The following is a 16,038-nucleotide window of genomic DNA, read 5'->3' as shown; positions in this document are numbered from 1 at the left end:
TTGTGCCGCAGCCCGGCCCGCAGCACAACCGCCCGGCGGGCCCCCGGACTTCGACGGCGGCGACCGTCGGGTCCGGGGGAGGGCGCGGCAGCGGCCGGAAAGGGGCGCCTGTACCGCCCGTAAGATCAAGCGCCGCAGAACGACAACAGGTGGGAAGAGCGATGACGGGTCAGGTCGCCGCAGTGAGCCGTAACGAGGTGTACTCGTTCAGCAAGCCCAACCGCGATTCCATCACGCTGCTCACCGGGCTCGGGGTGGAAGGAGACGTCCACGCGGGTGAGACGATCCGCCACCAGTTCCGCATGACCTACGAGCCGAACCTGCCCAACCTGCGCCAGGTCCACCTGATGCACGAGGAACTCTTCGACGAGCTCGCGCTCAAGGGCTTCCCTGTCTCCGCGGGCGAGCTCGGCGAGAACATCACCACGCGCGGAGTGGACCTGCTGGGCCTGCCCACCGGCGCGCTGCTCCATCTCGGAGAGGAGGCGGTGCTCGAGGTGACGGGACTGCGCAACCCGTGCGCGAAGATCAACGACTTCCGCAGGGGGCTGCTCGGCGAAGTCTTCACCATGGACTCCGTGACCGGCGAGTTCACCTTCAAGTCCGGCGTCATGGCCGTGGTCCGCCGTGGCGGGATCGTGCGCCCCGACGATGCCGTCGAGGTCGAGACCCCGCCCTTCGCGCACCGCCCCCTGGAACGCGTCTAGCGCCGCATCAAGCACCGGCCCCCCGCCTGTGCGAGCGGTCGCCAAGCGCCTGCTCCAGCGTCTCGACCACCACCTCGTGAGGCAGCGCGGGCGGATTCTCGAAGCGCAGATGAGAGTGCACCCCACGAGGGTACGGGCCTGCCACCACGGCGAGACCAGGGCGAGGACGGCGTCCTGGCGGCGGCGCTCATGCTCCGCAACTGCCCTGTCCCCGGGCCTTGGACGGGTGCCAACGGAGATGGCCTGTTCCCGAATTCGGTCGGGTGCCGACGGGAGCTGGAGCGACGTCACGCGCTCACCGTGGTCAGCCGTGAGGATCCTGCGGTTTGACCTCGACCTCGCGCAGGCTCTGCTCTTTGAGCTCGGTGCGTGCCTCGGTGCGGTGTCCCCGGGCGATGTAGTCCCGCACGACCGCTTCGACGGCGTCCTGGGGTGAGCCGACTCCGGCCAGGACCATCACTTCCACCACCAGTTCGGCATCGAGACTGATGTTGACCTTGGCCACGAGCGGCCCCCTTCGTCGGTCCGGGACTCTAACAGCCGTACAGCGGCGACTCGTTCCCGCCGCGGTTCGTGGCACAGGACGACAACAGGGCGAACGTCGCGTGATGCGGCACCGGGTTCCTGCTCCGTGGCCGGTTCCTCGGGCCGGCCCGACGCCGCGCGGGGATTCTCCTTCGCCGGCCGTGTAGCCGGTGCGGGAAGTGGCGGTCACGGGCCGACGGGGAGCAGGAGCCCGCCGGTGAGCCGGAGGAGTTCGGCGACGGTCGTGGGGAACACCGTGCGAGGGGTTCCGGCCGCGGCCCAGAGCCGCGGGTAGTCGGCCAGGGCCGCATCGACCACGGCAGGGAGCGTCTGGGGGTGGCCGACCGGAGCCACTCCGCCGATGGCCTGTCCGGTGGCCTGACGTACCTGCTCCGGGGTGGCGCGCCGGAGCGTGCCGCGTCCCCAACGGGCGGCCAGCGCCGTGGTGTCCACCTTGTGGCGGCCGCTGGTCAGCACCAGGACGGGTTCGCCGTCGGAGATGAAGACGAGGCTGTTGGCGATCGCGCCGACATGGCAGTCCAGGGCCGCGGCGGCCTCGGCCGCCGTCCGCGTCGAGTCCGCCAGTTCGCGCACCCGGCCTTCCACGCCGGCCTCGGCGAGGACGCGGGCCACGTCCATGCTGCGGACGGGCAGGGACGTGTCTTCCTGGGACGCCATGCGACTCCTCCTCACACCAAGGGGCGTTCCGTATACGGAACGTTCTGTATGTGGAACGATAGATCTCTCAAGCCTCCGGAATCAACCGGAATCAACCGGAATCAACCGGCTCCGCGAAACGGACAGGGACATCATGGATCTGGCAGCCGGCGTCGGCTCGCGTCTGAAGGAGCTGCGCGAGGCGCGGCGGCTGTCGCTCTCCGAACTGGCACGCAGGTCCAAGATCGGCAAAGCGACGCTCTCCGAACTGGAGAGCGGACGCCGCAACCCCACTCTGGAAACGCTGTACGCCCTCACGAAAGCACTCGAAGTCCCGCTGAGCAGCGTTCTGCACGATCTCGAACCCCCCGCCAGGATCTCCGGGGACGCCGTCGACGCCGTGCTGCTCGACAGATTCGAGGCCGACACCGGCGTCACGGAGACCTACCGGATCCGCATCCGCGCCGGAGCGACACAGCAATCCGCGGCCCACGCCCCGGACACCACCGAGCACATCATCGTCCTCACCGGCACCGCCCTCGTCGGTGAAGCCGCCGCCCCCGTCCTGATCGGCCCCGGCATGCACGCCGCGTGGGCCGCCGACACCCCGCACCTGTATCGGGCGCCCACCGCAGACGTCGAGGCCGTACTGCTCGTGCGCCATCCCAAGTGACCACCCGCTGTCCGCAGGATGAAAGCACCCACTGAACGACGCGCTCCGACCGGCCGGTCCACCGGAAGCGGAAGCGAAGCGAACCATCGGACACATCGTGCGTGAGACACGGCCCCCGATCGAGGCGTAGAAGAGTGTCATGCCAATGCGGATGCCGATGCAGGCCCGGGGCGCTGTCGCCCGGGACCTCTGGCGGCTGCTCGAACCGATCCACGCCGTCGTCTACTTCGCCCCGGAGCCCTTGGAAGAGTTCAAGGCGGTGGGCTACCGCGGTTTCTGGATGGGCTACTTCGCCGGACGGGCCGCTCCTCTGGGCCACGTCGGCGCCGACGTCGTGCACGCGCTGTTCTACAACTTCGCCTACGAGCGGGTGAGCCGCGCCGTGCCGGCCGCCTGGGACTTCGCTCCGCCGGACGAGGCCCTCACCGCGCGTGTACGAGGATCCGTGCGTGCGCTCAGCCGGGCACTCGGCCCCGAAGCCGACAGCGCGGAGGTGGCAAGGGCGGCGGAGCTTGCCACGCGTGCCGCTCGATCCGCCCCCTTCGAAGGCCGGGCCCTCTTCGCCGCCAACCGCTCCCTGCCGGTGCCACAGGAACCCCTTGCCCAACTGTGGCAGGCTGCGACGCTTCTTCGTGAACACCGCGGCGACGGTCACGTCGCGGCTCTGACCGCCGCCGGGATCGCCGGCCGCGAGTCACACGTCCTGCATGCGACCGCGAGCGGGATCCCACGCGATGTCTACACGCCGGCACGTGACTTCGACGAGGCGGAGTGGACATCGAGACGCGACACCCTCCGGCAGAGAGGGCTCATCGAGGACGGCCGGCTGTCCCGGCGTGGACAACGGCTCAAGGTCCAGATCGAGGAACGAACCGACCAACTGGCCGCCACCGCCTACGCCGCGCTGACCATCAGCGAGACCGACGAACTCACCCGGCTCCTGCGCCCCCTGACTCACGCCGTGGTCCGCGAGGGCGACATCCCCCTGGACAACGCCATGGGCCTCAACCTGCGCGAGGCACTCGACCAGCCTTGAACCCGCGGGGCAGGGCTCCTCTGGACGATGGCCGGCTGGCCCGGACGTACGCCCGGGGCGCGGCCGTGCTGGCGAGCCACGCCGTACCGGTCATCGTGCGGTCTCCGGGCCCAAGCGGGGGACAACGATCCCTCCCTTGTGCCGCAGGAAGCCGATCAGGAACGGGTCCTCGTCGTCGCCGGGGCCCGACAGTGCCTGCACCGCGGTGAGCGCCCGGCCCTGTTCGGGCTCCGGGTCCGGAGTGATCTCCTCCGGGCGCAGACACCGCCGGCCGCCCAGGCGTTCGCTTGAGTCGATGGCCGGGACTGCCCGTCCGGGCGGCGGCCATCCGAGTGTGCTGAAGCCGTGTCAGGCGACCGACCGAAAGCCGATTGACCATGCTGGGCGGGGCGGGAATCAACACGCTGTCCAGCGACGAGGAGTACGGCATGCCGATGGACTCGGTGGCTAGATTTCTGGCGGCTCTGAACCCGGAGGATCGGCGGACTGTCGACGCCGCACCACGCGATGAGCAGGAGCGCCTCGCTGCGGCCTGGGAAAGCGAGTTGGAGGCAGACACCGAACTCGACACGCTCGACGAGGTGTCGCCGCCTGCGGCAGAGGCAGAGGCGGCCCGTCGTGTCCTGGACCGCAGAGAAGGTTGACCCCCTGCGGCACCCGTGCCGGCGGCGGCCACCCTTGCTCTACTTCGCCAAGAGAGGCCAGATCAAGGAGATCGAGGCCCGCATAGGAGAGGACGACGACTCCTGGGCACTCACCCGTCCGCTGCGCCGCCGCCCTGGTGCCGAGGTCATCGCCCTGCACGATCACCTCGCCTGCCCGCATCGACAGGGCACCGCCAGCCCGGACGCGCGAGAGTCAACGCGAAGCAGCGCTGCCAGTCGATGCTCCAGGCCGGGCACCGCCCGGGTCGATGGCGTCCAAGGCGTTCATACGCCTCTCGAGTCGGCTCGGCCCGCTCGATGCCGAGCGGTCCGAGCCGACGGACCAGGAGGGCCAAGCGCCGTGGTCAGTCGCGCCGGATCAGTTCCGGGTCGATGCGCCGTCCCACGAGCGGGAGTGCGCCGACGGCGGAAACGGCCGCCACGCCTGCCGCTGCGAGCGCGAGCATCGGGACGCCGGCGAAGTCCCAGTAGATCTCGCTGCCCCCAGTGACCAGGTAGCAGGACTCGGCGACCTTGCCCGTCACGAGGGCCAGTGCGAGCCCGATGCTCAGGGGGAGCACGACCTGTACGCACTGCACGGCTCGCATCGTCCGGGCCCGTGCTCCGATCAGTGTGATGGCGGTGACCTGTGCGCGCCGTTCCACCGCCCGGTCGGTCGCCGAGACGACGAAGGCCGCGGTTCCGATGACCAGACCCATGATCATGCCGACGGCGAGCAGGGTCTCGAGGACGGCGATCTGCTGGAGGCCCTCGATGTTCACGCCTATGGGTTCGACTTCGATGGTCGGGGCGACAGCGGCGACACCGTCGAGGACCCTGCGGACCTCGTCGTGGTCGGAGCTGCTGGTGAGGACGTACCGCGCCCCCTCCGGGCGGCCCGTGGCGGACAGCGCCGACGGCGGGACGAGCACGTCCGCTCCGTGTACCGCCGACGGGTCGTACGCACTGTAGGCGATGGTGTCGTGCGGAAGTTCGATGTTCAGGGTCTTGCCGGGCCCGCCCTTCGGGTTGCGGAAGGGGAGGGTGTCACCAGGGCGCGCCCCCTGGCCGGTGCCCGCGTTCGGGTCACTGAGCCGCATCACCTTGCCGTCGACGCATCCGTCGGAGTGCCTCACCAGCTTGGACAGCTGGCCGCAGGTGGCGACGACGGCGCTGGCCCAGGGCTGGTCGGCGGAACCATCGGGGTCGGTCCAGGACTCCATCGTCACGGCGTGCGCGCGTACCCCCGGAAGGGTGGCGAGATCGTGCTGTTGCCGAGCCGTGAGCGATGCCAGAGGGATGGAGTAGTCCTGCACGGGAGAGGACGGCCGGGTGACCTGCTCCAGCTGGATCAGGACGCCCTGGGCCAGGGAGGCGGAGAAGACGAGGAGCACGAGGCCGGTGACGACCCGCATGGTGCTGCCCGGCTCGACCTCGTTGCGGCGCATCGCCAGGTTCAGGGTGAGGGACTGGGTGGTTCGCGCCAGTCGGAGGGCAAGGGAGTAGGAGATCAGGGGCAGCGTCAGTATCAGCCCCAGGCCTGTCAGCAGAATGCCCGCCGGCATCAGGAGCGCGTTCGGGCCGAGGCTGTTGGCGGGGTGGTCGGTGAAGCCGGTGGCGCAGTAGCCGACGACGATGCCGAGGCCGGTCACAAGGAGCAGGCCGCCCCACTTGGCGGGGCGCTTGGGGGTGGCGGTGCGGCGTACCGCCAGTGGATTGGCGGCGGCATCGCGTGCGCTGGCCCGGCCGACGAACCAGGCGAGGAGCGGGGAGCCGATCAGACAGACGCCGACGGTCGTCGCGGACAGCTCGCCGTCGGCCTGGTACCACCTCAGACTGGGCAGTCCCGTCCGGGTCATCACCTGGTTGAGAACCCAGTACTCGCCGAGGCCGAGAACCGCGCCGAGCAAGGCCGCCATCACGGTTTCGGCGGCGTTGACCCGCTGGGTTCCCCTGGTGCTCAGGCCCAGCAGACGCAGGGAGGCGAGGCGGCGGTTCCGGCTGGCGGCGGAGAGCCGGGCACAGACGGAGAGGAAGATGCCGAGGGGGAGCAGGACCAGTGAGCCCAGGGCGAAACGGATGTACGTCAGGGTCGAGGGTTCGACGGCGGGGAAGGGCGCGTAGCTGTATCCCCATCCCTTCAGGGCGCGGCCCTCGCCGGCGATCTTGTCGGGTGTCGTGCCGATGTAGGCGAACAGCTCGTCGGGGTGGGCGAGTCCGGTCGCGCCGATCAGACCCTTCTCGTGACCTGGCAGGAGTCCCTTGACGGCGGGTCGGTCACGCAGCAGGTCGTGTACGCGAGGAGAGACGAACACCTCGCCCGGGTCCGGGAGTTCCTTCAGTCCTGGCGGGGCTTTGTCGGCGTTCTTGATCCCCTTGGCGACGAACACCCGGGTGAACGCCTTCGAGCCGTAGGGGTCGGTGCGCTGGAGCAGCAGGGTGGAACCCGTGGGCCGCGCGGAAGTGGTCTGCGGTTGTCGTGCGGCGGCCCGGCCGTCGTGTGCGTCGAGGATCTGCGGGACGGTCAGGACGAGAGCGAGGCAGCAGACCCCGAGGGAGCCGCCGGCCGCCATGAGGAAGAAGCGTATGCGGTTGCCGCGACCGGAGCCGAACAGCAGGCGCAGACCGAGCTGGAACTCCCTCACGCCGCCCCCCGGTGGGCGAGGATTCCGTCGGACATCGTGTAGTGGGTGTCGGCCTGCGCGGCGACGGCGGGGTCATGGGTGACCAGGATGACGGCAGTGCCCTGTGAGCGAGCCAGGCCGAGGAACTCCTTCAGTACGGCGGATGCGTTGGCGCTGTCCAGGGAGCCCGTCGGCTCGTCGGCGAACACGACGGCCGGGCGGTGGACCAGGGCCCGTGCGACGGCGACGCGTTGGCACTGGCCACCCGACACCTGCGACGGGCGGCGCTCGCGCAGTTCGCCGAGTCCGAGCCGGGCGAGGACTTCACCGGCGGCCGCGAGCGCGGGCCGCTTGCGCTGCCCGGCCAGTCGTAGCGGCAGGGCGGTGTTCTCCTCGATGGTCAGCTCGGGGAGCAGTTCGCCGTACTGGAAGACGAAACCGAAGCGTTCACGGCGCAGCGTACTGATCTCGTCGTCGGTGAGATCGCCGAGCGGCTTCCCTTCGAACCGGACCTGCCCGCGCGCGGGAGGCAGCACTCCCGCGAGGCAGTACAGCAGCGATGACTTGCCCGAACCGCTCTGTCCGGTGATGGCCGTGACCTCCCCCCGGGAGATCGAGATGTGGGCGTCGCTGACAGCCAGGTGTTTGCCGTAGGAAAGGTCGACGCCCTTGGCGGAAAGGACTTCTGACGTACTGATGGCTTCCCCCAAAGAAGCGACCGGGCCCAGGAGGTCAGCCTGGGCCCGGTACTTGGCGGTGTGCTTTTGCTTACCGCTGGTAGTGCTTGGTAGGCGAGCAGTTGTCCGGGTTGAACGAACCCTTGTCACGGCAGACGCGGATGTACGCGTCGTCGGTGTAGCGCTGCGAGGGCGCCCAGTTGGAGTAGTTCAGCGGAACGGTCTGCCCCTGCTTGCCGTTGTAGCGGCTCCAGTCGTAGCCCTCGACCTTCACCTGTACGTACACGTTGTGGTCGTCACCGTGGTCGGCGTCCTGGAGCTGGCCCTTCCACTCGAAGGCGCCGTGGTCCTCGCCCGCGGGGTGCCACGCGTATTCGCCGTGGTGGAATTTCGCACCGCCGGTCGACAGTGTCGGAATGTCGTGCCACGAGGCGGCGAACGCTGTGCCCGCCCCCATGGCGAAGAGGCCGGCCGCGAGGGCGCCTACTGCCAACTTGCGCACTTTTTCTCCCGTTTGTTTTCTGTTGTATGACTCTGATGGTCAGGTCAGAGCGGTATGAAAACTAACATCGGCCAATTGGCGGGATCATGACGATGTGTTGGATCTTGTCCTGTCTGTCCGGCCCGGCGGCGGACGCTCTTTGCGATGCCTTTGCTCCTCCTGTGCGTTGCCATGACTATGGGTGAGCCGTGTGCAATACGTAATCGGTCCGGTCGGGTACGCCGCGTGCCGGGCACGCGTCATGGAGATCTCCTGGGGGTGTGCGGGCACGCCGAAGGCCCCGTCGCCGAGGCGGCGACGGGGCCTTCAGGGATGCGGACGGGCGCGGACGAGGATGGGACCCGGCTGTGCCCGGACGGCCTCGGCTTCTCCGAACCATGGGACGGCACGTACGACACCTGAGCGCTCCACCTTTTCGGCGTGGCCCTGACAAGGGACTGGTCGTAGGATCGGCTCCCTTGATCACGAGGGGCTGGGGGGCACGGGTGAAGGTACGGGCAAACGGATGGCTGCTGGTGTGCGCGGCACTGTCCTTGTGGGGGCTCACCGGCTGTGCGGGCACGGGCGGAGGAACACCCGGCCCTCAGGCGTCGAGCGGCTCGTCCGGCGCTACCCCGGTCACCTCCGCCGCCGCGGGACCACCGCTTTCGGCCCGGGCCCTCCAGTCCATCGCCCTCACCGGTGACGACGTTCCGGGCAACAGAGGTGTCTCGGCGGACGAGCGGGCGCACACGGACTCGAAGAGCACCTTCCCGCCGGTCCCGGACAGCTCCTGCGAGAAGCTGCTCAACGCACTCGGCGCCGGCGACGCGTCGGCCGTCGTGGACCAGGTCTTCAACTGGAAGGGCAGTATCTGGGCGGGCGGCGGCACCCTCGCGTCCTACGCGGGCACGGATGCCGAGACGGCCTTCGCCCGTGTCCGTACGTCACTGCCGGCCTGCCACGACTACAGCGGCGTCGGCTTCACGGGGAAGTACACCGCGCATCTGGCGCCGGAGACGATCCCCCGCCTCGGCGACGAGTCGATCGCCTTCCGGATCACCGTGCCGGTGAAGCAGGGGTCCGGCCTGCGCAGTGGCCGCCGCGTCTCCGTACGGAACGAGCAGCACATTCTGGTGAGAGTCGGTGGTGTGACCGCGCAGTTCACGATGCTGGACGTGGACCACGAAGGCCACTTCCCCCTGGCCCTCATCCGCAAGGAAGTTGCTCGCATGACACAGGCCCAGCACCGCTGAGGCGAGACACCCCGCCACGAGCACGCCGACGAACCGTTCGGCGAGAAGGGCCCGGAACTCGTTGGGTTCCAGGCCTCTCTCTCAGTCGGCAGGGGAGCGCGCGTCTCGGGTCCAGATCGCGTTCAGGGCCCGGGCGTCACGGGAGGCGCTCCCGGCGGAGCTCGCCCTGCCGACGCGGGTGATCAGTAGGTCAGTGCGTCCTCGGCGGTACCGAAGAAGCTGGTGACCTGGCCGTCGTTGACCGTGACGGGACCATCGTTGATCGGCACGGTCGTCGGACTTTCGGAAGCGGTGAGTGCCACTTCCATCTTGTCGGCGCTCTTGCCGCCTGCGGTGTCGGCCCGCGAGAACATGATCCCGGCATACGCGTTCTGGCCGGGCTCAAGAATCCAGTCCTTGCCGTCCGGTCCCATGTGCTCCGCGGCGCCGTCGAGCCCCGGAATCGTGATCACCAGTTCGTTCGCCGACAGCAGGCAGGGGTCGCTGCCCTTGTTGCTCGCGGTCAGCAAAGCGTGGTTGACGGGCCTGGACGCGACGGTGACGTTGTAGCTCAGGTCGGCCGTCTCGCACATGCCCACGCCTCCGTCCTGGCCGTCGTCGGACCCGGGCTTCGACGACGGCGGGGTGCTGGGGCTGCCGGAGGACTTCCCGGTACCGGTGCCGCTGTCACTCGGGCCGGCCGACGAGGGCGTGTTGGTGCCCTTGTCCGCACGCGTAGCAGAAGGGCTCGCATGAGTGCCCGGGGCGGCCGCGTCGTTCTCGGCGTCGCCGTTGCATGCGGTCAGGGCCGCCAGGATGCCGAGCGACAGAGCCGCGAGCGCGGCGGTGGTACGGCGTGAACGAGCTGTGTGAGCCATGAGAAGTCCCCCGGGATTCGGAATGTCCCCGTGATAGTGCCTCATGGGAGGGACGCTGCTCTCCGATCACACCGAGAGGGAGCGATCTATGAACAGGCTTGTGACATTGTGACGGTGACCAGGGTGACAGAGGACACGCCACCCGCATCTCCCGCCCGTGCTGGGAACCGGCAGCGCAGACGTCGGATCCCGCTGGAACACCGCGGGACGTGAATCACGAGACCCCTACGCGCCTTGGGATGCTTCCGCCGACACCCTGCCGTCCAGAGCACCGCCCACGCACCCGCACACGGGACCTCATGAACTCCCGCACCGAACCCGACTGCCGATGGTGCGCCCCGCAAGAGCAGTTCGCGCTCGGAGACCGGCCAACCGACGACGTGGCATCCAGCCGACTGAGCAGTCCCACCGCCTGAGCTGCCACAGGTGAGGCCCGCGCCAGACAGCCGTGAAGTCTGCTCGGATCCGGGGGCAGCTGCGTTGTCGGTGCCACGGTCTACGGTGCGCTCATGTCGTTTGCCCTGCCCGATGGTCTGCCGCCCGGCCGGTTCCTGCCTTCCGGTCTTCCGCGCGTGTGGGTCTCCGACGAGTTTCCTCGGGATGTCGAGGAGTTGTGGCCTCGTCTGCTGAGCTACCAGAGTGCATACGGCCTGGTCCCGCTGCTCTGCGAGCCCGATGCCCTGGGAACACCGCTCAGCTTGGACCAGGTCGACGCCGTCAGCCTGGAGGAGGAACTGGCCACGGACTTCGCCGAATACCGGCGCCGCCGGCTGCCCTGGTGGAGCGACCCGACACCCGTCCCGGCACCTGAAGGAATCGAGCCGTGGCCCCACGACCCGGGACCGCCCTTCGAACAATGGCCGGGCCTGGCACCGCCCATGCCGGCTACGCCCGCAAGCCCGTCGCCCGAGCAGGCAGCGTCCAACCTGCTGGCGTGGCTGGTCAGAAGGGGCCTGTTGTACGAGTGCCGTCTGATGCTCGTTCCTGCCCGTCGCGGCAGCGATGCTCTGGCCTCGATCGGCTGGTACGGAGGGGGATACCTGCCTCTGCTGTGCGCGCTCACGCGGAGCTGGGAGGACCGCTTTGGCGCACGGCTCGTGGCGGTGTTCGGCAGCGAGCTGTACGTCTCGGCCGCGAGACCTCCCGCTGAAGCAGAGCACGCGAACCTGCTCGCTCTGGAGCACGTGCTGTCGACCGCGGACAACATCGTCGATGACCCGCCCACGCCGTTCCCCGACTACGCGATGGACCTCCCGGGACGGACCTTCTGGTCGTTCTGGTGGGACTGAAGCGTGTTGCAGAAGGTCGTGTCTGGGCAGGTCAGAGGCCGGTTCGTGGTGCCTCTGGTCATGCGGCGAGGGCGAGGTTGTGCATGTGGGCGACGGCCTGGACGGCGTGGTGGAGGCCGGTGTTGCGCTGGCGGCAGTCGCGGAGAATCCTGGGCGTTCGTGGTCAGCCTGACGGACACCGTGACCGCTGCCCTCGCCTCGGCAGCACAGGACGACCTTGTCCGCTTTGCTGAACCGTGGTCGAAGACGGACGAGCTCCGGCAGATCGGTATCAGCGTCGAGGTCACGGCTGGTGTCCTGGAAGCCCTGGCCGGTCTGGCTCAGCGCGCTCACACCTCCGGCCAGCAGCTGTATTGCTGGTGGGCTCTCTAACGTGCGGCAGCCGGAGCCGTTGTTCTTGCAGTCGGCGGCCGACAGCCCTTGCCGCTATGGGCCTCTGCCACGTGGTTGCCGGGCGGGAGCGTCCGGCAACCACGACCGCGACCTGGACGGGGGGTGGTGGTTCAGGAGACCACGGGAGCGGCGTCCGTGACCTCGCTCAGCCGGACCGTGCACAGCCCGCGGGATTCGCTCTGTACCTCCGTCACCTTGAGTTGGGTGCCTGGCGTAAGGATGTATTCCTCCTCGCCGGTGAAGGCGGAGAAGCGCTTGATCCCGACGGCACGGGCCGGCGTCACCTCGAAGAGGGTCCGCTTGCCGCGACTGCCCAAGAACGCCCTGGCCACCTTCAGCTCGGAGGTACAGGAGGAGACGCCCCACCAGGTCACTGTCCGGCCTACCGGGTACTGCGTCCGAAGGTCCAGCGACACTCCGCGCCACAGCGGTTGCGTGTAGGCCGGCAGCTTTGAGACCGCCGAGAACAGCAGCCGCAGGTACGGCAGGTAGGGCGTGACCCTGGTGCGGTCGGGGGAGCGCAGAACGCTGTTGATCTCGCGGTAGAAGGCTGACTCACAGGTGTAGAGGTGGAGCGCGGCGATCGCGTCGGCGGACGGGCCGCCGTCGGCCACCTGGTCTGCACGCCGCTTGCCGAAGTCGCGGGAGCGCTGGATGTGCCCGGCGAGCCCGGACAGCGCCCCGGAGACCGGAGCGACGGCGTCCTGGAAGTCCATCAGAGGGGTGTCGAAGACACCGGTGATCGCGGGCAGGACCAGACCCTCGTCCTTGACGCTGGTGAGGCGTTCCAGGTACAGCTGGTGCAGGTTCATGGTCGACTCGATGAAAGCGCCCATGCGCGCCGCGACGCCCCCGTCCGCACCGCCCGCGCCGACCGCCGTCTCGTTCCACCCCTTGCTCGGCAGCCAGTCGATGCCGTCGGCGCCCAACGAGGTCAGAGCGTCATTGACCTGGGCGAAATGGTCGCCCTCGCAGAAGATGTCGCCCTGTGCCGCCGGGTTGGCGTGGTCCAGGTGCCGCACCTCGACGTCCGGGTACTTCTGTTGGAGCCGCAGGACAACCCGCTTCAGGCTGCGGGCGTGCGCCCCCCACCACGCGAACACGACCCCACGGTCTTCCTCGGCCGCGTCCTGCTTGGCCTTGAGGATCTCCTCGACGATCCGCTCGGCGACCGGCCGCCAGAACGCCGTGTGCTGGTCGGCCCCCATCGCCCCGTCACCGCTCGCGGTCAGCGACGCGTTCAGCAGGAGCACGCCCTGGGTCAGCATCGCCTGGAACCACTCCGGCGGCTGGACCGTGTCCCGCTCCTTCAGCAGCGCCCGCACGTCGGCGATGGGGGTCTTCTTGGCGATGCCGTATTTCCACATCGCCGCCGCCTTGATGAGGCACCGGATGCTGACGACCCGGCCGAACTGGCTGTCCTTCCAGTCGCTGAAGGTGTTGTCGAACATGGCGATGCCGGTGGCGCTCTCCTGCCGCGGATACGGGTTCTGGCCGAAGACCACAACCTTCCACTTGTGCGGCGGGTTCGGCTTGAGCGCCTGGAACGTCAGCTCGCGGACCGGGACCACCTCATGGCTGCGGCCCTTCCCGATGAACCGCGCGGCGTCCGGCTGCGCCTCGATGACCGGCTTCAGCAGCGGGAGCCAGGATTCCCCGCCGCCGTCGAAGAGTTCGGTCAAGGCAAGGGGGTCGTTCGCCCCGGGCTGGGGCTGCAGTGGCTGGCCCGGAGCCGGGACGCCGGTCGTCGATCCCGTCATGGCGGACGCGCTTTCACTCGTCGTGGCAGAAGGAGAGGAAGGAGCAGCAGCTTCGAGCGCCGACGCGGGGGCGACCGGCGTGGCGGCCGCCGGTGGCACGATGCGCACCCGCTGGTCGACAGGCGCGCTCTCGATCCCGTGCAGCTGGGAGATGATCGTGGAGCGCAGCTCGTCGTCGTCCTCGAACCAGTGGTCGTGGAAGAGCGTGTAGCCGGTCCACATCAGATTGGCGCACACCCGCGCCGGCACCTGGCCGGTCTGCGCCCCCAACCCGACCAGCGCCACAGACCGGATACTGCCCGGCTTCTTCCGGTTCTGCCGGTGAACGGCCTGGAAAGCGGCCGCGCAGGCCAGCGCCACGTTCAGCGTGGCACTGACATTCTGCGAGGACCGCACCATCGTGGGCGTCGATATCAGGTACCGGGGAACGGTCGCGCCGGACGGGACGCAGACCGCACTGCCCACCGGCATGGGGCCGGCGAACCGGTCACGTATCGCCCGCTGGACGCGCACCTGGATGCCGGACCCCAGGTACCGCTTGATGACGGCGTCGACCCCGCCGTCCATCCGGCCTTGGGAGTTGGTGGGGGTGACCCAGGCGTCGACGTCCTCGTCGAGGATCGAGCCCTTGCGGATCTCGATGCCGGGGGTGTCGGCGAACGCGGCGCGCCACGCCTCCACCACACGCTCGTTGACGTCCGTCAGTACCACCCTGAGCGCAGGCAGCACACTGCTCTCGGTCATCGTCCACTCCTGTCGTGCAACAGCGGTTCCAAGACCTCGAACGTATCGCCCACCACTGACAACGCAGCCCCGACAAGGGGTCTATGACCTGCCGTCACGCTCTGGTGAACCCACATCGCCCGGAAGGCCTCGACAACGGAGGTGAGCCAGGGAGCGGGCGCTCCGACGGCGGCGGCGGCGGTCCGCCGCGGGCCGCGAAGGCGAAGCCCACGTCGATGGCGCCCCGGTCGCAGCAGTTGGCGCCACCGGGTCGACTCGACGTTCTTGACGGCCTGGGCCAGCGGTGCCGCCGCGGCGAGATCGGGCTCGGTGCCGGCGCTGCTGCAGCGTGGCCGCCGACAGGGCGAGGGCGGCGACCTCGGCGGCCACCGTCAGTTCGACGGTCGGGGTGGCCCCCCGCGGTGAGCCCACGGCCGCTGCGGCCCTGGCCGCTTCGCCTGTACCACCCCGCCACCGGGCAGCGGGCCACAGGTCTGACCTGGCTGGAGTACCCAATCGACGTAAGGGACGAGTGCAAAGGGTCTGCACGCCGTACGGCCCTACCAGTTGGTCAGGTCGACGAGGAGATCGCAGTGCGGGTCGTCCGGCGCAGGCTGTCGGTACTGGTCCTCCTCGATGAGGGAGGGCAGGGAGGCGATGAGCGCGGTGGCGGGCGTCTCGGTGAGGCGGATGTCGGCGCCGATGATGCCGGAACGGTCGGTGCGCTGTGTGTACAGGCGCAGCAGGCCGTGGCCGTGCATCAGGAAGCCGATGAGGAAGGGGTCTTCGTCGTCGCCGGGGCCCGACAGTGCCTGCACGGTGGTGAGCGCCCGGCCCTGTTCGGGTTCCGGATCCGGCGTGATGTCCTCCGGCCGGAGGCGGATGAGTGTCATCCCCATGACCTTGTCCACATCGCTGCTGCTGTAGAGCTGAGGTCCGGTCAGGACCGTACGCAACAGGCCGGGAACGTAGTACGGGGTCACCGTGTCGTTGGGGATCTCGTAGAGGAAGTCCCGGGCGTTCTCGTCGTCCCCGGCACGGATGGCGATGCGTACGGCGCCGGGTGCGGGCAGGACGCCGCGCAGGCGGCAGTACTCGGCCACCGGAGCGTTCAGGAAGTACAGCAGGCGGCGGGTGACGTCCGCCTGCTGCTCGCGGTCTTCAGGGTCGATCACGGATGCATCCATGCGGGGCACTTGTTGTTTCGATGGTTGCGGCAGAAAGCGCTGATGACGCCGATCTTCTGTCCCCTGCCGGCGTCGTACAGCCCGTCTTTTGTCTTTCGGGTGTACTGGACGATGACGGTGAACTTGACCTGCCGTGGCCGTGGTGGCCGTGGTGGCCGTGGTGGTCGTTGCGGTCGACGTTGCCGTGGACGGCTGCGGCCAGCGTAGAGCGTTTGTGGATGTTGTGGCGTTTGGCGAGGTGGTTCCAGCCGCAGCCGGACGTGCCGAATCGGGTGACGATGTGACGGCCGTCGGGGCCGGTCGCGTTGCCGTGCACCCGCTTGTCCCAGGGGTGCCGTACGACGGGGCCGGGTCGGGCCTGTGCGGAGGGTGCGAGGCCGGACAGCAGCGTCGCGGTGGTCAGGGCGGTGGCCGCTATCGCCGTGATCTTCTTCATGGCGCTGCCTCACATCACGGCGTGAGGAGTATCAAAAGGGACCCTTGGGTCGACCTGGGATTCGATATTGGCCAGTTGGCCAGCTGCGCGCCGCTGAACCAGAGGGACAGTCC

Annotated in this window: 16 protein-coding genes and 1 pseudogene; 7 read left to right on the top strand and 10 right to left on the bottom strand. The window is 69.0% G+C overall.

The window, feature by feature from the left end; genetic code table 11:
* Positions 1-161 precede the first annotated feature (161 nt).
* On the top strand, positions 162-707 hold the full coding sequence (locus tag ACF07B_RS07345; RefSeq protein ID WP_384233078.1) for an MOSC domain-containing protein: 546 nt from the start codon (positions 162-164) through the stop codon (positions 705-707).
* 304 nt (positions 708-1,011) lie between these two features.
* Here the strand turns inward: ACF07B_RS07345 and ACF07B_RS07340 are convergent, their stop codons facing one another.
* Both ACF07B_RS07340 and ACF07B_RS07335 read right to left on the bottom strand, forming a co-directional pair.
* A complete protein-coding gene (locus ACF07B_RS07340; protein WP_369484200.1) occupies positions 1,012-1,212 on the bottom strand; it encodes a type II toxin-antitoxin system VapB family antitoxin in 201 nt (66 codons plus the stop codon).
* Between the two features lie 206 nt (positions 1,213-1,418).
* Positions 1,419-1,910 carry a YbaK/EbsC family protein gene (locus ACF07B_RS07335; protein WP_384233080.1) on the bottom strand — a complete coding sequence of 164 codons (492 nt, stop codon included), beginning with the start codon at positions 1,908-1,910 and terminating at the stop codon, positions 1,419-1,421.
* Positions 1,911-2,043: 133 nt separating this feature from the next.
* Here ACF07B_RS07335 and ACF07B_RS07330 point away from each other — a divergent pair, with 133 nt between their 5' ends.
* The 3 genes from ACF07B_RS07330 to ACF07B_RS07320 all read left to right on the top strand — a co-directional run bounded on the left by ACF07B_RS07330 (position 2,044) and on the right by ACF07B_RS07320 (position 4,242).
* Positions 2,044-2,562 (top strand): helix-turn-helix domain-containing protein, encoded by a 519-nt coding sequence (locus ACF07B_RS07330; RefSeq protein WP_384233081.1) that lies wholly within the window; start codon positions 2,044-2,046, stop codon positions 2,560-2,562.
* A gap of 139 nt (positions 2,563-2,701) precedes the next feature.
* Complete coding sequence (locus tag ACF07B_RS07325) at positions 2,702-3,598, top strand: MarR family transcriptional regulator (protein ID WP_392178104.1); 897 nt, start codon at positions 2,702-2,704, stop codon at positions 3,596-3,598.
* Positions 3,599-3,975: 377 nt separating this feature from the next.
* Positions 3,976-4,242 carry a hypothetical protein gene (locus ACF07B_RS07320; protein ID WP_392178727.1) on the top strand — a complete coding sequence of 89 codons (267 nt, stop codon included), beginning with the start codon at positions 3,976-3,978 and terminating at the stop codon, positions 4,240-4,242.
* A 365-nt stretch (positions 4,243-4,607) separates the two neighbouring features.
* On the opposite strand, the gene ACF07B_RS07315 is transcribed toward ACF07B_RS07320, so the two are convergent.
* Genes ACF07B_RS07315 through ACF07B_RS07305 form a run of 3 tightly spaced genes read right to left on the bottom strand, consistent with a single transcriptional unit; the run spans position 4,608 to position 8,045 of the window.
* A complete protein-coding gene (locus ACF07B_RS07315) occupies positions 4,608-6,887 on the bottom strand; it encodes an ABC transporter permease (RefSeq protein ID WP_392178103.1) in 2,280 nt (759 codons plus the stop codon).
* Complete coding sequence (locus tag ACF07B_RS07310; protein WP_392178102.1) at positions 6,884-7,576, bottom strand: ABC transporter ATP-binding protein; 693 nt, start codon at positions 7,574-7,576, stop codon at positions 6,884-6,886. The genes ACF07B_RS07315 and ACF07B_RS07310 overlap by 4 nt, the downstream gene beginning before the upstream one ends.
* A gap of 58 nt (positions 7,577-7,634) precedes the next feature.
* Positions 7,635-8,045, bottom strand: a complete 411-nt coding sequence (locus ACF07B_RS07305; RefSeq protein WP_329297335.1) for a hypothetical protein — start codon at positions 8,043-8,045, stop codon at positions 7,635-7,637.
* 485 nt (positions 8,046-8,530) lie between these two features.
* On the opposite strand from ACF07B_RS07305, the gene ACF07B_RS07300 reads away from it, so the two are divergent.
* A complete protein-coding gene (locus tag ACF07B_RS07300; protein ID WP_392178101.1) occupies positions 8,531-9,280 on the top strand; it encodes a hypothetical protein in 750 nt (249 codons plus the stop codon).
* Between the two features lie 182 nt (positions 9,281-9,462).
* Here ACF07B_RS07300 and ACF07B_RS07295 read toward each other — a convergent pair whose 3' ends face one another.
* The gene (locus tag ACF07B_RS07295) at positions 9,463-10,137 is read right to left on the bottom strand and encodes a DUF4232 domain-containing protein (protein WP_392178100.1); all 675 of its coding nucleotides are present in this window, start codon (positions 10,135-10,137) and stop codon (positions 9,463-9,465) included.
* A 509-nt stretch (positions 10,138-10,646) separates the two neighbouring features.
* On the opposite strand from ACF07B_RS07295, the gene ACF07B_RS07290 reads away from it, so the two are divergent.
* Positions 10,647-11,426, top strand: coding sequence for a DUF4253 domain-containing protein (locus tag ACF07B_RS07290; RefSeq protein ID WP_392178099.1), 780 nt, complete (start codon positions 10,647-10,649; stop codon positions 11,424-11,426).
* A gap of 58 nt (positions 11,427-11,484) precedes the next feature.
* On the opposite strand, the pseudogene ACF07B_RS07285 reads toward ACF07B_RS07290, so the two are convergent.
* A pseudogene (locus ACF07B_RS07285) lies at positions 11,485-11,577 on the bottom strand (IS5/IS1182 family transposase); the annotation flags it as partial.
* Positions 11,578-11,585: 8 nt separating this feature from the next.
* Between ACF07B_RS07285 and ACF07B_RS07280 the strand changes: the two are divergent.
* Positions 11,586-11,798 (top strand): hypothetical protein, encoded by a 213-nt coding sequence (locus ACF07B_RS07280; protein WP_384233096.1) that lies wholly within the window; start codon positions 11,586-11,588, stop codon positions 11,796-11,798.
* A 131-nt stretch (positions 11,799-11,929) separates the two neighbouring features.
* Here ACF07B_RS07280 and ACF07B_RS07275 read toward each other — a convergent pair whose 3' ends face one another.
* From ACF07B_RS07275 to ACF07B_RS07265, 3 genes are all read right to left on the bottom strand, one after another.
* Entirely contained in the window at positions 11,930-14,323 is a 2,394-nt protein-coding gene (locus ACF07B_RS07275; protein ID WP_392178098.1) for an ADP-ribosyltransferase domain-containing protein, read from the bottom strand.
* A gap of 539 nt (positions 14,324-14,862) precedes the next feature.
* Complete coding sequence (locus ACF07B_RS07270; RefSeq protein ID WP_392178097.1) at positions 14,863-15,477, bottom strand: hypothetical protein; 615 nt, start codon at positions 15,475-15,477, stop codon at positions 14,863-14,865.
* A complete protein-coding gene (locus ACF07B_RS07265; protein WP_392178096.1) occupies positions 15,464-15,925 on the bottom strand; it encodes a hypothetical protein in 462 nt (153 codons plus the stop codon). The genes ACF07B_RS07270 and ACF07B_RS07265 overlap by 14 nt, the downstream gene beginning before the upstream one ends.
* Between the last annotated feature and the right edge of the window lie 113 nt (positions 15,926-16,038).

Source organism: Streptomyces sp. NPDC015532, from assembly GCF_043078065.1.
GTDB lineage: Bacteria > Actinomycetota > Actinomycetes > Streptomycetales > Streptomycetaceae > Streptomyces.
Note: the sequence above shows the minus strand (reverse complement) of the source record. Positions and strands in the feature narration are given on the sequence as shown.

Excerpts from the sequence above, each read along its gene's own strand:
- ACF07B_RS07345 (WP_384233078.1), top strand. The coding sequence starts at position 162 with ATGACGGGTCAGGTCGCCGCAGTGAGCCGTAACGAGGTGTACTCGTTC.
- ACF07B_RS07320 (WP_392178727.1), top strand. The coding sequence starts at position 3,976 with ATGCTGGGCGGGGCGGGAATCAACACGCTGTCCAGCGACGAGGAGTAC.
- ACF07B_RS07330 (WP_384233081.1), top strand. The coding sequence starts at position 2,044 with ATGGATCTGGCAGCCGGCGTCGGCTCGCGTCTGAAGGAGCTGCGCGAG.
- ACF07B_RS07275 (WP_392178098.1), bottom strand. The coding sequence starts at position 14,323 with ATGACCGAGAGCAGTGTGCTGCCTGCGCTCAGGGTGGTACTGACGGAC.
- ACF07B_RS07295 (WP_392178100.1), bottom strand. The coding sequence starts at position 10,137 with ATGGCTCACACAGCTCGTTCACGCCGTACCACCGCCGCGCTCGCGGCT.
- ACF07B_RS07290 (WP_392178099.1), top strand. The coding sequence starts at position 10,647 with ATGTCGTTTGCCCTGCCCGATGGTCTGCCGCCCGGCCGGTTCCTGCCT.
- ACF07B_RS07265 (WP_392178096.1), bottom strand. The coding sequence starts at position 15,925 with ATGAAGAAGATCACGGCGATAGCGGCCACCGCCCTGACCACCGCGACG.
- ACF07B_RS07335 (WP_384233080.1), bottom strand. The coding sequence starts at position 1,910 with ATGGCGTCCCAGGAAGACACGTCCCTGCCCGTCCGCAGCATGGACGTG.
- ACF07B_RS07325 (WP_392178104.1), top strand. The coding sequence starts at position 2,702 with ATGCCAATGCGGATGCCGATGCAGGCCCGGGGCGCTGTCGCCCGGGAC.